This window comes from Sulfitobacter maritimus, assembly GCF_013346665.1.
GTDB lineage: Bacteria > Pseudomonadota > Alphaproteobacteria > Rhodobacterales > Rhodobacteraceae > Sulfitobacter > Sulfitobacter maritimus.
The window spans coordinates 301,649-315,907 of record NZ_JABVBB010000034.1 but is presented as its reverse complement, the minus strand read 5'-3'; the positions used below and the strand labels follow the sequence as shown (position 1 = coordinate 315,907).

Genomic DNA, 14,259 nt, shown 5'->3' with positions numbered 1-14,259 from the left:
CCGTATCGTTCCGATCATCGGCGCTCACGGGCGTCAGAGCTGGAATGCCACCTGACGCTCGAACCCGCGCAACACCGGTGCGCCGGCATTGAACTCGGACCGCCAAGACAACTGCGCACCTTGTTTATACCCGATACGCACCTCTCCCAGCCCCTCTTCCATAAAGAGACAGGCAATGCGGCCACCGTCTTTGATCTGCTCGACAAGCGCGTCGGGCAATTGCGCCACCGCGCCCTGCACGATCACCACGTCATAGGGGCCGTGTTGCGGCGCGCCCTCGGCCAATGGGCCGACATGAACCACCACGTTGTCCGCCCCTACCTGCGCCAAAGCTTCTTGCGCTTCAGTGGCCATGGCCTCGTCCTCTTCGACAGCGACCACGGCTTCGGCCATATGCGCGATCACGGCGCTGGAATAGCCCATGGCGCAGCCCACATCGAGCACCAGCTCGTTGTTTTCTATCGCCAGATGATCCAGCATCTTGGCCAGCGTGCGCGGGTCAAGCACGACACGCCCCTGCCCCAAATCGAGGTTTTCCCCCAGATAAGCAGCCTCACGCTGGGCGGCGGGCACGAAATCCTCGCGCGGCACGGTCAGCATGGCGTCAATGATCGGAAATTTGGTCACATCCGACGGGCGGACCTGCGTATCAACCATGGTGGTGCGGCGGGCGGCGAAATCACTCATCAGCGAAACTCATGTGTTCTGGGCATCTGCGACCTGATGTGCCACATCGCCGGACCAGCGGCAACGGTGCGCGATCATTTTCACGCGCATATGGGTCTTGCGGCCCACAGCGCGATCCGGTAGCACTGCGCCAACCACAGGACGGCGAGTTGGCGGAGTGGTTACGCAGCGGATTGCAAATCCGTGTACACCGGTTCGATTCCGGTACTCGCCTCCACTTTTTCGGACAGGTTCGAACCGACGAACGCGCTGGCGTGTGGCGCGAGCCTGCCTGTCGAAACGGTCGGCAATGGTGTTTTGACTCTCCGTCGCCAATGGACCTGGAACGCGGCCCAGTCCGGCGTGGGTCAAACCCCTTGATGCGATTCTCAATCGCCAGCCAACCACGCGGCCTTAGGTCTGGTGCTGTTGACGCACGTAATCCATCACCGCGTAGCGCACTGACATTTCACCACGTTCGCGGGCGTCGTGGATCACCTGCCGCACGTCGTCCAGATTGCAGCGCCGCAGGAGGCTTTTGACCGGACCGATCGACGCGGGGCGCATCGATAGGGTGTTCAGCCCAATCGCCGCGAAACACAAGGCTTCCACCGGGCGCCCGGCATCTTCGCCGCAAAAGGACAGGGCCGTGCCGGTCTCCGCACAACGTTCCACAATACCTTCGAGGAAGGTCAGGAACGACACATTCAGCGTGTCATAGCGTTTGCGCACACGTTCGTTTTCGCGGTCGGCGGCAAAGAAGAATTGCTTGAGGTCATTGCCCCCGATGGAGAGGAACTCAACCTCTTCAAAAAATTTCTTTGGCGCGAAGGCGAGGCTTGGCGTTTCCAACATGGCGCCGACCTCAACCTTTTCGGGCAGGCGGTGACCGAGGATACGCTCACGCTCCATCGCCTTATCCATCTCGTCGCGGGCGGCGCGGAATTCTTCGAACTGCGCGACAAAGGGGAACATCACCGCCAGGGGCCGCCCGGCTGCCGCGCGGATCAGCGCTTGAAGCTGCATTCGCATTACGCCCGGTTTGTCCAAGCCCACTCGGATCGCCCGCCAGCCAAGTGCGGGGTTCGGCTCGTCATTGGGCTTCATATAGGGCAGCACCTTGTCTGACCCGATGTCGAGCGTGCGAAAGACCACGCGTTTGCCGTGGGCGGCGTCCAAGACGCGGGCATAGAGGGCGGCCAGTTCTGTACGGCGGGGCATCTGGTTGCGGACGAGGAACTGCAGCTCAGTCCGGAACAGCCCCACACCCTCGGCGCCCGACCCTTCGAGCGAAGGCAGGTCCGCCATGAGACCCGCATTCATCTGGAGGCTTATCACCCGGCCGCATTTCGTCTCGGCAGGTTTGTCGCGGATCGAGGCGTAGCGTTCTTGTGCGGCGGCCTGCATGGCGATCTTGTCGCGAAAGGCGGTCGCGACGTTTTCATCGGGGCGCAGGTGCACAACACCTTGCTCGCCGTCAATCATGATGTGGTCGCCATTAAGCGCGTCATTGGTGATCCGGTTGGCGTGAACGATCAGCGGAATCGCCAGCGCCCGCGCCACGATTGCCGCATGAGAGCCGACCGAGCCGCCCTCCAACACGATGCCGCGCAAGGAGCGGCCATAGTCCAATAGTTCCGCCGGGCCGATGTTGCGCGCCACAAGGATCGGGTCCACCGGCATCTCTGCGCCCGTGTCGCTGCCCTGCCCGGTCAGATTGCGCAGCAGACGGTTGGACAGATCATCAAGATCCGACAGCCGCTCGCGCAGATAGGCATCGCTGACCTGCCCCAAACGGGCGCGGGCCATGGATTGTTCTTTCTCTACCGCGGCTTCGGCGCTGAGGCCGCTTTGAATATCCTCCACCATGCGCCGCATCCAGCCTTTGGAATTGGCAAACATGCGATAGGCTTCGAGCACCTGTTGCTGTTCTTTGTCGGCGGTGAGGCTTAATAATTGGTCAACGCTGACGCGCAATTGTTCAACCGCTTCGGTCAGACGCTCGGTCTCACGCTCAGGATCGTCAGCAATGGGGTTTGAGACAACAACGCGCGGCTCGTGCAGCCAGACATGCCCCTCGGCCACGCCCTCTTGGGCCACGGTGCCACGAAACAGGACCGGCTGGCTGTGCCGCGCCGACATCGCGGCGCCTTCACCCACGAAAGCGCCCAATTCGGCCATTTCGGCCAGCACCATGGCGACGACTTCGAGCGCATAGACCTCATCGGCGGAAAATTCCCGCGCCGCCTTGGATTGCACGACCAGCACGCCCAACGTTTCACCTAAACGTTGCACCGGCACACCGAGGAAGGAAGAGTAAATCTCTTCCCCCGTCTCGGGCATAAAGCGGAACCCTGCGGCCTGTGGCGCATTGGGCGTGTTGATAACGTTGCGCCGTTTGGCCACGCGACCCACCAGACCTTCGCCCAGTTTCATGCGGGTTTCATGGACCGCAGCGGCGTTCAGACCTTCAGTGGCGCAAAGCTCCAGCGTGTCTTCATCGCGGAACAGATAGATCGAGCAGACCTCGCAGCCCATTGAATTGGCAATGAGATGGGTGATCTTGTCCAGCCGTGCCTGCCCTGCCACGTCGCCGGCCATGGCATCGCGCAGACGCCCCAGCAGCTTTCGGCTTTCTGTTTCAACACGGTCGGCCATTAGATATGTCCCTGTCCCTCTGGTTCAGGGTTTAGCGCACTCACGCAAAGATAGAAATGCAATTTGCGGAAAACCGGCCGGGGCGGGTCGTGCTTTACCGCAGCATCCCGCCCTCAAACCCAGATCATTCCGCCGTATAACTCAAGCGGCTTTGTCGAGCTCAAAAGCATCATGCAGCGCCTGCACGGCCAGTTCCATATACTTGCGGTCAATCAAGACGCTGATCTTGATCTCAGAGGTGGTGATAACCTTGATATTGATGCCCTCATCCGAGAGCACTTTGAACATCTTGGCGGCCACGCCGGTATGGCTGCGCATCCCGATGCCCACGACCGACACTTTGGCCACGCCCTTGTCAGCGACGAGTTCTTGGTAGTTGATCACCCCGTCTTCATGCGCCTTTTGCATCGCCTTTTCGGCACGGACCACCTGATCGACGGGGCAAGACCACGTCATGTCAGTGCGGCCTTCTTCAGAGATGTTTTGCACGATCATATCGACATTCACACCCGCATCGCTGAGCGCGGTAAAGATCGTCGCCGCAATGCCGGGCCGGTCGGCCACGGACATCAGGGTAAGTTTCGCTTCATCACGGGAAAACGCGACCCCGGCCACCACATTGCTTTCCATGATTTCCTCCTCATCGCAGACGAGCGTTCCGGCTTCGTCCGATTGTTCCTCGAAACTGCTGAGCACCCGCAGCTTGACCTTATACCGCATCGCCAGTTCGACCGAGCGGGTTTGCAAGACTTTCGCCCCAAGCGAGGCCAGTTCGAGCATTTCCTCGAAGGCGATCTTGTCGAGTTTGCGTGCTTTGGCCTCGACCCTTGGGTCGGTGGTATAGACGCCGTCGACGTCCGTGTAGATGTCGCAACGCTCCGCCCCAAAGGCGGCGGCAAAGGCCACGGCAGTCGTGTCCGACCCGCCTCGACCCAGCGTGGTGATCCGGCCTTGCGGGCTGAGGCCTTGGAAACCCGCGACCACGGCGACCTTCATGCCTTCGCCGAATTTGGCGTTGATGTTGTCGGTGGGAATTTCCTCAATCCGGGCGGCGGAATGGGCATCGGTGGTGCGCACCGGCACTTGCCAGCCCTGCCAAGACCGCGCGGGCACATCCATTTCTTGCAAGGTCAGCGCCATCAGCCCGGCGGTGACATTCTCGCCGCTCGACACGATGGCGTCATATTCGCGGGCGTCATACAGCGGGGAGGTCTCATTAACGAAACCGACGAGCTTATTCGTCTCACCGGACATGGCCGAGACGATGACGATCACGTCATAGCCCTTGGCGACCTCAACACCCACGCGCTTTGCCGCGCGGCGGATACGGTCCAAAGTGGCAACCGAAGTTCCACCGAATTTCATAACCAGAACAGGCATTTTGTCCCCCGCGCAACAGTCCAGCGCGGTCTAAGCCGAGGGACCGGCAGAGGCAAGCCTATTTCACACTGGCGACAAGGGTTCAGAAGGGGTGCGCACGCCCGTCCCATGTCTCGAACGCGCCGCTATGGGCGAGATCGAGCGCGGCGATACGGTTCACCAACCCTCGGGCGGAGTCTTCTGCCGTGATGTCGCCCGATGCGCCGCCCATGTCCGTGCGCACCCAACCGGGGTGATAAATGCCGACCGCGATGCCGTCGGACTTCAGGTCAACTGCCAGATTGCGACCCAAATTGATCGCGGCGGCTTTGGATGCGCGGTAAATGTAACTGCCGCCGGGGGCATTTGTGGATGAGCCCATCTGCGAGGCGATGATCGCGATTTTCGGAGCCTGTGCCGCGCGGAGGTTGTCGAGCAGGCTTTGCACCGTGAGGAAAACGCCGGTGACATTGGTAGCAAAGCTCTGCGCCCAGAGGTCCGCGCCAAAGCCGGTTTGCAGATCATCACCTCTGTCGAGGTAAACGCCCGCATTGCAGATCAGCAGATCAAGCGGACGGCCCTTGAGTGTCGCGGCAAAGTTAGAGTGGCTTTGCGGGTCAGTGACGTCGAGCGTGGCATCTGTCCCCGCGCTGCGTGAAGTGCCGATCACCTCTTCCCCGGCGGCGCTGTATTGGGCGGCCAGCGCCGCTCCGATGCCACGGCTTGCGCCGGTGATGACGGTGGTCATGGGGCTGTCCTTTAGGAAAGTTCGCGTTTAGGTTTGAACGGCAGCGGCATCAGCGGCACGCCCTCTTCGATCAATGCACGCGCCTGATCGAGCCGCGCTTCGCCGTAGATCGACCGTTCCGGGCTGCGGCCCTCATGCATGTCGCGGGCCTCTTTGACGAAGTTTTTGCCAACGTAGTCTGAATTTGCCTCAACCTTGCGACGCAAATCGGCGAGCGCCTTTTCCACGTCGCTTTGGGGTTTGGACAGCATGGGGGCGGTGTCAGCAGGCTGATCCGTTTTCGCGGGAACCGCAGGCCGCTCCGGCGCGTCACCAGAGGTCACACGCGGGGCCATGAGCGATTTGCTTACCTCAGAAGAGCCGCAGATCGCGCAGGCCAGATGCCCCGCGCGGGCAAGGCTGTCATAGGCCGCTGCGGACTGGAACCAACTGTCGAAACCATGCCCGGCTTCGCATTTCAATGCATAACGGATCATCTGCACAGTCCTTGAAACTCTGACCTTTAAATGGGCTGTGGCAAGGATGAGGTCAAGCGGATGGGGAACGGGCTATCCCTTCGCAGCATCGGGATCAAAATCGCGGATCAGCGCTGCCAGATCAGGGTTGTCGACCAGGCGCGCCGCCTTTTCGCGCGAACACCATTGCCGTTCTCGTTGCGCCGCTTCCGGGTAGTCTTTGGCAAGTGTCTTGACCTTCACCGGGTAGAGCATCGCCAGACAGGCAATCGGTCCCTTTGGCCCGGCTTTGGTATAGCTGTAGCTCCCCACAGGCTCGGCGCTTGCCTTGCCCTGCACGCCCGCTTCCTCCCAAGCTTCCACTAAGGCGCAATCCTGTGGCGCTTTGCCCGTCATCGGCCAGCCTTTTGGCACGATCCAGCGTTTGCGCCCGCGCGAGGTGACGAGCAACACCTGCACCTTGCCCTCTTTGCGCCGCCAGCACAGGGCTGCAAGTTGTAAACGTTGACCGGCCTGACGGGCCGTGTTTCGCGTGATCGGCGTTTGTTTCGTCATGATCGTCCTGTCAAATCACCCTGAGCCTAGCGCGAGGCGGATGCCTTGACCATATGCGCTTGCTCCGCCCGGACGCATCAAAGATAGTGCGGGCATGAGCCGGATTGTCGCCCTTTTTATTCTTATTTGCTCCATTGCCGCGCCCCGGCCTGCTGCGGCGGATCGGGCGGTCACCGTCTTTGCCGCCGCCAGCCTGCGCGGCGCGTTGGAGGAGATCGCCGCCGCCTTCCCCGCGCCGTTGTCCTTGGCCTATGGCGGGTCCGGCACGATGGCGCGTCAGGTCGCGGCGGGGGCGCCTGCGGATGTGGTGCTCTTGGCCAGCAGCGATTGGATGACATGGCTGGAGACGCAAGGGCGGCTGCACGCGACATCACAGGTCGTCGCCCGCAACCGACTGGTGCTGATCGCCCCTGCGGGTGCCGCGCCGCTATCAGAGGCCGAGATCGGCAGGCGGCTGGGGGGCAATGGACGGCTTGCCATGGGCCAGCGCGAAGCGGTGCCTGCGGGGGCCTATGCGATGCAATGGATGCAGCAGGCGGGTCTTTGGGACGGTCTGCAAGAACGGCTGGCCGAGACTGACAACGTCCGCGCCGCACTGGCACTGGTGGCGCGGGGCGATGCGCCTTTGGGTGTGGTCTATGCCAGCGATGCACAGGCCGAGCCGCTGGTTGAGGTGGTCTATGAAATACCCGCTCAGGCGCACGACCCTATCACCTACCCCGCAGCAGCCCTCACCCCCGAAGGGGCGGCACTGGTTGCGTTTTTGTTGACCGACCAAGCGCAGGCGATCCTCGCGGATCATGGGTTTCTGAAGGCTGACCATGGCTCTTGACGCCGCCGCTTGGGACGCGCTGCTGCTGTCGCTGCGGGTGGCGAGCGTGGCGATGCTGCTGTCGCTGCCGCTGGCGCTTTGGGTGGCGTGGATACTTGCGCGCAAAGAGTTTCGCGGCAAAGGTCTGCTGAGCGCGCTGGTGCATCTGCCGCTGGTGCTGCCGCCGGTGGTGACGGGTTATCTGCTGCTCTTGGCCTTTGGCCGCAATGCGCCGCTGGGGCGGCTGTTGGAGAGCTTCGGCATCGGGCTGGCCTTTCACTGGACGGGCGCGGTGCTGGCGGCGATTATCATGGGCTTTCCGCTGATGGTGCGCGCCATGCGGCTGGCGATCGAGGCCGTCGATCCGCGCATTGAGGCCGCCGCCGCCACCTTGGGCGCACCGCAGGTCAGCGTCTTTGCGCGTGTGACCCTGCCGCTGATCATGCCGGGTATTCTAGCAGGCGCGGTCATGGGCTTTGCCAAGGCAATGGGAGAGTTCGGCGCAACGATCACCTTTGTCGCCAATATCCCCGGCCAGACCCAGACTCTGCCCAGTGCGATTTGGACCGCCTTGCAGGTGCCGGGGGGCGAGAATCGGGCGCTGGTGATGGCGGCCTTGGCCGGGGTGGTGGCGCTGGTCGCGGTGCTGGTGTCTGAGGCGCTGGCACGGCGGGTGGCCAAACGCATTTCAGGGGCGCGCTGATGCTCGAAGTTGCGCTGCATCATGGATTTACGGGGTTTGATCTCGACCTCGCATTCGACGCCGGGGCCGGGATCACCGCCCTCTTCGGGCGCTCCGGCGCGGGCAAGACAACGGTGATTGACGCCGTGGCCGGGCTACTGCGTCCCGAGGCGGGGCGTGTCGTGCTGGATGGCCGGGTGTTGTTTGACTCAGCAAACGGCATCTGGGTGCCGCCGCACCGCCGACGGCTGGGCTATGTCTTTCAGGACGCGCGGCTGTTCCCGCATCTCACCGTAGAGCAAAACCTGATGTTTGGCGCACGCTTTGCGCCGCGGCGCAGTTCTGGGGCCGGGTTTGACGATGTGGTGGCTTTGCTGGGGCTGGACGGGCTGCTTAACCGGGCGCCTGCAACGCTGTCGGGCGGGGAAAAGCAGCGGGTGGCGCTTGGGCGGGCGCTGCTCAGCCATCCGCGCATGTTGCTGATGGACGAGCCTTTGGCCAGTCTCGATGGGCCGCGCAAACAGGAAATCCTGCCCTATCTGGAACGGCTGCGCGACGGTGATCTATGCCTGCCGATCCTCTATGTCAGCCATGCGGTGGACGAGGTCGCGCGGCTGGCTGATCGTCTGGTGCTTTTGCAAGACGGGCGGCTGCGGGCGCAGGGCGCGTTGTTTGATGTTATGGCCGACCCTGCTGCTGTACCCCTTTTAGGGGTGCGCGAGGCGGGCGCGGTGTTGGAGGCGGATGTCATCGCTCATGCAGACGATGGGCTGTCGACCCTTGCCATCAGCGCAGGCCAGTTGGAACTGCCCGGCGTGCAGGCCCCGGTGGGGGCGCGGGTGCGACTGCGGGTCTTGGCCCAAGATGTGATCTTGTCGCGCGACCGGCCAGAGGGGTTGTCTTCGGTCAATATCCTGCCGGTGCGGGTTGAGGCCGTGCATCCCGGAGATGGGCCGGGGGCGGCAATCGCTTTGACAGCGGGCAGCGACCGTTTGCTGGCGCGTGTGACGGCGCGGGCGGTGCTGGACTTGGGGCTGCGTCCGGGGATGGACTGCCATGCGATTTTGAAAGCCACGACTGTCGCGCCGGGCAGCATCGGGCGCTAGGCGGGGGGGGTCAGCCTCACCGCACCCCCGAAACATTCTTGCCCATGAAATTAGAGTGTCAAAGTTTGGCAGGCGCCTTGCCCATCTTGGCGCGCAGACGTTCGACCAGTTCCTCTTGAGGAATATCCGCGTCGATGGCCAGTTTGCGCATCCCAAAATGCACATGGGCCATGTCCTGATAGTAGCTGGTATAGGCGTAGTTCGTGGCCGCCCCGGCAACAGCGCCCAGCACCGGCACCGCTTGCGCTGCGAGCTTTTGCCCCATCACCACTGCCAGACGCGGCGCGATGCGGGCGATGACCGCGTTCATCGCGCGACCGGTAAGGGCCATGCGCACCGTGAGAAAACCCAGATCGGCAGGGTCGTCTTCGGCCAGAGGGCCAGCGGCGGTGAAAACATGCACACAGTCGAACTGAACGTTCTCCGCTGCGGGGTCAAAACCATGCTCCGCCGCGACGCCTTGGATCACGCGCAGCAACAGCGTTGTGGTGACCGGGAGTTCGGCCAGCGCGGTGGGCAAGCCCCCCGCCCCACCGGCAGCACCCATCGCGGTGGAGACAGCTTGGTTCAGCCAGCCTTGCTGGTCTTTCACATAGCTGCGGCTGGAATGGGCGGCCTGCATGGCATGGTTCAACGCCTTCATCGTAGCGCCTTCGAGGTTGCGGCGCACGGCGCTCGGCAAACGGTCAATCAGCCCATCGGCGCTGCCGCCGATCAGGTTGAGCACATGGATCCCCACACCGCCCGCTTGCTTATAGCGGCGCGCGATTTCATCAAGCCGTGCGTCCACGTCGATGGTGCTGGGCAGGTTGCTTTCGATCTGCATGGGTGTCCCTCATCTACTTGTGGTCAATGTGGGTCGGGGTGCAGGGAAAATCAATCTTGCCAGCGGCGAACCTTGCCAGTGATGCCCCGCCATGCGTCAGGCGCGATGGCCCGGCCCAGCACGCGGGCGGGGTTTGTGGGCGGTGGCATCTCGACCTTTGGCAACAGGGTGAAGCCAAAGCGGCTGTAATAGGGGGCATCGCCCACCAGCATCACGCGCTGCCAGCCCAAGGGGGCAGCTTGGGCCAGTGAAGTCTCGATCAGGGCCGCACCCAGCCCTTCGCCCTGCCGGGTCGGGTGGACGGCGACGGGGCCGAGCAGCAGCGCCTCTGCCGTGCCAATGCGGACGGGCCAATAGCGGATTGCGCCAGCGAGAATACCGCCGCTGTCACGCGCCACATGGCTGAGCCCCGCCACCGGCGGCACGCCGTCGCGCAAACGGTAGGAGGACAGCGCCTCGCGCCCCGGCGCGAAACAAGTGTCATAGAGCGCCTCGACCTCCCAGTGATCGGTAGGCACCTCCGGGGTCATTTGATAGGGGGATTGGTGCAAGGCCGGGGGCTTTCGGGAGCAATTGCGGGTGGCGCTGGACGTAGCATGAGGCTAGCCATGGGTGCAAACCATCAAGGAGTGCTCATGTTCTACCGCCCCGAAGACGGCCACGGTCTGCCGCATAACCCGTTCAACGCCATCGTCAGCCCCCGTCCGATCGGCTGGATTTCGAGCCGCGACGCGCAGGGCCGCGACAATCTCGCGCCCTATTCCTTTTTTAATGCCGTCGCCTATGTGCCGCCACAGGTGATGTTCGCTTCGACCAGCGCCAAGGATGATGTGGACGGCACAAAGGACTCGGTCTCCAATATCCGCGAAACCGGGGAGTTTTGCGTCAATGTTGTCGAATATGCAGCGCGGGACGTGATGAATGTGACCTCTGCCGGATTGCCGCATGGCACCGATGAGTTCGAGCGGGCCGGGATTACCAAAGCAAAGTGCGAACAGATCGCCTGTGCGCGCGTGGCCAATGCGCCGGCCAATTTGGAATGTAGGGTGACGCAGATCGTGCAACTGCCCGGCGAGGCGAATTTCGTGGTCTTTGGCGAGGTCATCGGCGTGCATCTGCGCGATGATTGTCTGGTGGATGGGCGGTTTGATGTGACCACCTTCCAACCGCTGTCGCGCTTGGGCTACCGTGATTATTCGGCGGTGCGCGAGTTGTTTGAGCTGAAACGGCCGGATGATTGATGAGGGCCATCGCCTGCCCGTGGGGTGGCGATGCGATCTAGCAAGCTGCCACTTTATGGTTCAGCTATGATGTGCGATCTGCGAAGTCTCACCCAGCCTCGCCAAACCGCCTCCCCGGTCGCACCGAAGGTGCGCCCATCATGGACTGGCACGCCATTGGCGTGACAGACGGGCAGGCAATGGCCCGGCGGCCGCGGCTTGAGTCCGGGTTGGGAGAAAGAAAAACCCGGCGCTTCGATGAAGCGCCGGGTTTTCTTTTAATGACCGCCCAGAACCCCGGTGCGCACGTCGTAATCCACCGCCAATTCATAGTCAGGGTCATCATCGCTATCGACCATGAGATGCCCCGCTTTGGTCAGCAGACGGTGACAGTCACGGCTGAGGTGGCGCAGTTGTAAGCGTTTGCCCGCCGCTTCGTATTTTGCGGCCATGGCTTCAATCGCCTGCAAGGCAGATTGATCCACAACGCGGCTGTCAGCGAAATCGACGATCACCACGTCGGGGTCATTTTCTACGTCGAACAATTCGGCAAACCCATCGGAGGAGCCAAAGAACAGCGGGCCGTGAATTTCATAGACCTTGGCCCCCTGCTCTGTCGCGGAATCGCGAGTGGAGGCATGGATGCGGCGGGCATTGTTCCACGCATAGGCCAAAGCCGATACGATCACGCCGACGACAACCGCCACGGCGAGGTCTTCCATCACCGTCACCACGGTTACCAGCAGGATCACGAAAGCGTCCATCAAAGGCACTTTGCGCAGAATGGTGAGCGAGTTCCACGCGAAGGTGCCGATCACCACCATGAACATCACCCCAACCAGCGCGGCCAGCGGGATCAGTTCAATCACCGAGGAGCCGACAAGGATGAAGAGCAGCAAAAACACCGCCGCCGCGATGCCCGCGACCCGCGTCCGGCCGCCGGATTTTACGTTGATCATCGACTGACCAATCATCGCACAGCCACCCATGCCACCGAAAAAGCCAGTGACGGTATTGGCAACCCCCTGAGCAATACACTCTTGGCTGGCCCCGCCGCGCTTGCCCGTCAGATCGCCAACAAGGTTCAGCGTCAGCAGGGATTCGATCAGGCCGATGGCTGCGAGGATCACCGCATAGGGCAGGATGATCTCAAAAGTTTCCCAAGTAAGCGGCACCATCGGAATGTGGAACTCTGGCAGACCGCCCTGGATCGAGGCAAGATCGCCGACGCGCGGCACGTCGAGGCCAAAGCCGATCACCAGCGCAGCGATGATCCCGATGCCCGCCAAGGGCGCGGGGATCAGCCGGGTGACGCGCGGGGTGATCCAGATGATCGCCATGGTCGCGGCGACCAGCGCCAGCATCATATAAAGCGGCTGGCCCGAGAGCCATTCACCACCCCCCATGCCGTGGCCGGTATCGACCATGGTGCCGGGGACTTTGAACTGGCTCATCTGGGCCAGAAAGATCACGATGGCGAGACCGTTCACAAAGCCCAGCATCACCGGATGCGGTACCAGCCGGATGAACTTGCCCCATTGCATGACGCCTGCGAAAATCTGCAAAAGGCCCATAAGCACTACAGTGGCAAAGAGATACTCCACCCCGTGCTGCGCCACCAAAGCCACCATAACCACGGCCAAAGCGCCTGTGGCACCGGAGATCATACCGGGCCGCCCGCCGATCAACGCGGTGATAAGCCCTACGAGGAAAGCGGCATAAAGCCCCACCAGCGGATGCACCCCGGCGACAAAGGCAAAAGCCACTGCTTCTGGCACCAAGGCCAGCGCCACCGTCAGCCCAGACAGCAGTTCGATGCGCAGCCGTCCGATGGAAAAGCCATCGTCAGGCATCCAGCGCAGATCGGTGACATCGAGGTTCTTGGCAAAATTGTGCAGCGTGGCGCGCATAGGGGCGTCCTTTGACTTTCGGAAAACGGATATGGGCGCCGGGACCGCAGATGCGGGGCGCTTTTGGCTGCACCTAGAGGAGTTTTGCCGCGAGGGAAAGTGTTTTGCCCTCAGGACGGTCAATAGGCAATCGTGCGCAGCAGGCCGTTGCCGGATGGCAAGGCTGACAAAGTCGTGTTTGTGAAGGGGGTGAAAACACTTGAACCCTCTGGTTTTCTATGAGGTTCTTGGCGTTATGCGCATTGCAACCAAGACATAGGCACTTCCATGACTGACACGAAAATCGCTGTGATCGGCGGCTCCGGCATTTATGACATCGACGGGCTACAAGATGCCGATTGGGTCACGGTAGAAACCCCTTGGGGCGCACCGTCGGATCAGGTGCTGACCGGGACGCTTGACGGGGTTGCGATGGTGTTTTTACCCCGCCACGGGCGCGGTCATGTGCATACGCCGACCTCGGTGCCCTACCGCGCCAATATCGACGCGTTAAAACGCTTGGGCTGCACCGATGTGATCAGCGTCTCGGCCTGTGGGTCCTTCCGCGAGGAGATGGCACCGGGGGATTTTGTGGTGGTGGACCAGTTCATCGACCGGACCGTGGCGCGGGAGAAGAGCTTTTTCGGCCCCGGCTGCGTGGCGCATGTGAGCGTGGCCCATCCGACCTGCCCGCGTCTGAGCGAAGCTTGCGAAACCGCCGCACGCGCGGCAGGTATCAACGTGCATCGCGGCGGCACATATCTGGCGATGGAGGGGCCGCAGTTTTCTACGCTGGCGGAATCCAAGATGTACCGCGAAAGCTGGGGCGCGGATGTGATCGGCATGACCAATATGCCTGAGGCGAAATTGGCCCGCGAGGCGGAGCTTTGCTATGCCTCTGTCGCGATGATCACCGACTATGACAGCTGGCATCCGGACCACGGTGAGGTGGATGTGACGCAGATCATCGCAACGTTGAGGGGCAATGCCGATAAAGGGCGGGCCATGGTCTCTCGCCTGCCCGCGTTGCTGGGCAGCGACCGGGCGCCCTGCCCTCATGGCTGCGACCGGGCATTGGAGTTTGCGGTCCTGACCCAGCCGGGGGCGCGGGACCCCGCGCTGGTGGCGAAGCTGGATGCTGTGGCAGGACGGGTGCTTTGACCGGGGGCCGGTGTTGGTGTGGCAGAGTGCGGACGGTATTTAAGAAAGGATGAAGGGAGGGGCGGTGGCGCTTCTTTCTGGGATGTTTGGCGCGCAATTGGGGGGTTCGCCCGAGGGGCGCGC

The 14,259-nt window shown here is 62.3% G+C and carries 14 protein-coding genes and 1 tRNA gene; 6 read left to right on the top strand and 9 right to left on the bottom strand.

Features of this window, described 5'->3' with window-relative positions; genetic code table 11:
• Window positions 1-33: 33 nt before the first annotated feature.
• The gene (locus HTT03_RS11640) at window positions 34-687 is read right to left on the bottom strand and encodes a protein-L-isoaspartate O-methyltransferase family protein (RefSeq protein ID WP_174859945.1); all 654 of its coding nucleotides are present in this window, start codon (window positions 685-687) and stop codon (window positions 34-36) included.
• 143 nt (window positions 688-830) lie between these two features.
• On the opposite strand from HTT03_RS11640, the gene HTT03_RS11635 reads away from it, so the two are divergent.
• Window positions 831-904 (top strand) — tRNA-Cys (locus tag HTT03_RS11635).
• Between the two features lie 176 nt (window positions 905-1,080).
• On the opposite strand, the gene ptsP is transcribed toward HTT03_RS11635, so the two are convergent.
• The 5 genes from ptsP to HTT03_RS11610 all read right to left on the bottom strand — a co-directional run bounded on the left by ptsP (window position 1,081) and on the right by HTT03_RS11610 (window position 6,441).
• Entirely contained in the window at window positions 1,081-3,324 is a 2,244-nt protein-coding gene (gene ptsP / locus HTT03_RS11630) for a phosphoenolpyruvate--protein phosphotransferase (RefSeq protein WP_174859944.1), read from the bottom strand.
• Between the two features lie 141 nt (window positions 3,325-3,465).
• Entirely contained in the window at window positions 3,466-4,704 is a 1,239-nt protein-coding gene (locus HTT03_RS11625) for an aspartate kinase (RefSeq protein WP_174859943.1), read from the bottom strand.
• An 82-nt stretch (window positions 4,705-4,786) separates the two neighbouring features.
• Complete coding sequence (locus HTT03_RS11620) at window positions 4,787-5,431, bottom strand: SDR family NAD(P)-dependent oxidoreductase (protein ID WP_174859942.1); 645 nt, start codon at window positions 5,429-5,431, stop codon at window positions 4,787-4,789.
• A gap of 11 nt (window positions 5,432-5,442) precedes the next feature.
• A complete protein-coding gene (locus tag HTT03_RS11615; protein ID WP_174859941.1) occupies window positions 5,443-5,907 on the bottom strand; it encodes a DUF1178 family protein in 465 nt (154 codons plus the stop codon).
• Between the two features lie 72 nt (window positions 5,908-5,979).
• Complete coding sequence (locus HTT03_RS11610) at window positions 5,980-6,441, bottom strand: NUDIX hydrolase (RefSeq protein ID WP_174859940.1); 462 nt, start codon at window positions 6,439-6,441, stop codon at window positions 5,980-5,982.
• 94 nt (window positions 6,442-6,535) lie between these two features.
• Between HTT03_RS11610 and modA the strand changes: the two genes are divergently transcribed.
• Genes modA through modC form a run of 3 tightly spaced genes read left to right on the top strand, consistent with a single transcriptional unit; the run spans window position 6,536 to window position 9,040 of the window.
• Window positions 6,536-7,273: a molybdate ABC transporter substrate-binding protein gene (gene modA, locus HTT03_RS11605; protein ID WP_174859939.1), complete on the top strand. Its 738-nt coding sequence runs from the start codon at window positions 6,536-6,538 to the stop codon at window positions 7,271-7,273.
• Window positions 7,263-7,955 (top strand): molybdate ABC transporter permease subunit, encoded by a 693-nt coding sequence (modB, locus tag HTT03_RS11600; protein ID WP_174859938.1) that lies wholly within the window; start codon window positions 7,263-7,265, stop codon window positions 7,953-7,955. The genes modA and modB overlap by 11 nt, the downstream gene beginning before the upstream one ends.
• Window positions 7,955-9,040: a molybdenum ABC transporter ATP-binding protein gene (gene modC / locus HTT03_RS11595; RefSeq protein ID WP_425506316.1), complete on the top strand. Its 1,086-nt coding sequence runs from the start codon at window positions 7,955-7,957 to the stop codon at window positions 9,038-9,040. Before modB ends, modC begins: the two co-directional genes overlap by 1 nt.
• A gap of 58 nt (window positions 9,041-9,098) precedes the next feature.
• On the opposite strand, the gene HTT03_RS11590 is transcribed toward modC, so the two are convergent.
• Together HTT03_RS11590 and HTT03_RS11585 are read right to left on the bottom strand one after the other, a co-directional pair.
• Window positions 9,099-9,866, bottom strand: a complete 768-nt coding sequence (locus HTT03_RS11590; RefSeq protein ID WP_174859937.1) for an EcsC family protein — start codon at window positions 9,864-9,866, stop codon at window positions 9,099-9,101.
• Between the two features lie 50 nt (window positions 9,867-9,916).
• Window positions 9,917-10,396: a GNAT family N-acetyltransferase gene (locus HTT03_RS11585; RefSeq protein WP_174860336.1), complete on the bottom strand. Its 480-nt coding sequence runs from the start codon at window positions 10,394-10,396 to the stop codon at window positions 9,917-9,919.
• A gap of 105 nt (window positions 10,397-10,501) precedes the next feature.
• On the opposite strand from HTT03_RS11585, the gene HTT03_RS11580 reads away from it, so the two are divergent.
• Complete coding sequence (locus tag HTT03_RS11580; RefSeq protein ID WP_174859936.1) at window positions 10,502-11,107, top strand: flavin reductase family protein; 606 nt, start codon at window positions 10,502-10,504, stop codon at window positions 11,105-11,107.
• Between the two features lie 257 nt (window positions 11,108-11,364).
• Here the strand turns inward: HTT03_RS11580 and HTT03_RS11575 are convergent, their stop codons facing one another.
• Window positions 11,365-12,996, bottom strand: a complete 1,632-nt coding sequence (locus HTT03_RS11575; RefSeq protein WP_174859935.1) for a SulP family inorganic anion transporter — start codon at window positions 12,994-12,996, stop codon at window positions 11,365-11,367.
• 267 nt (window positions 12,997-13,263) lie between these two features.
• On the opposite strand from HTT03_RS11575, the gene HTT03_RS11570 reads away from it, so the two are divergent.
• The gene (locus HTT03_RS11570) at window positions 13,264-14,136 is read left to right on the top strand and encodes an S-methyl-5'-thioadenosine phosphorylase (RefSeq protein ID WP_174859934.1); all 873 of its coding nucleotides are present in this window, start codon (window positions 13,264-13,266) and stop codon (window positions 14,134-14,136) included.
• Window positions 14,137-14,259 lie beyond the last annotated feature (123 nt).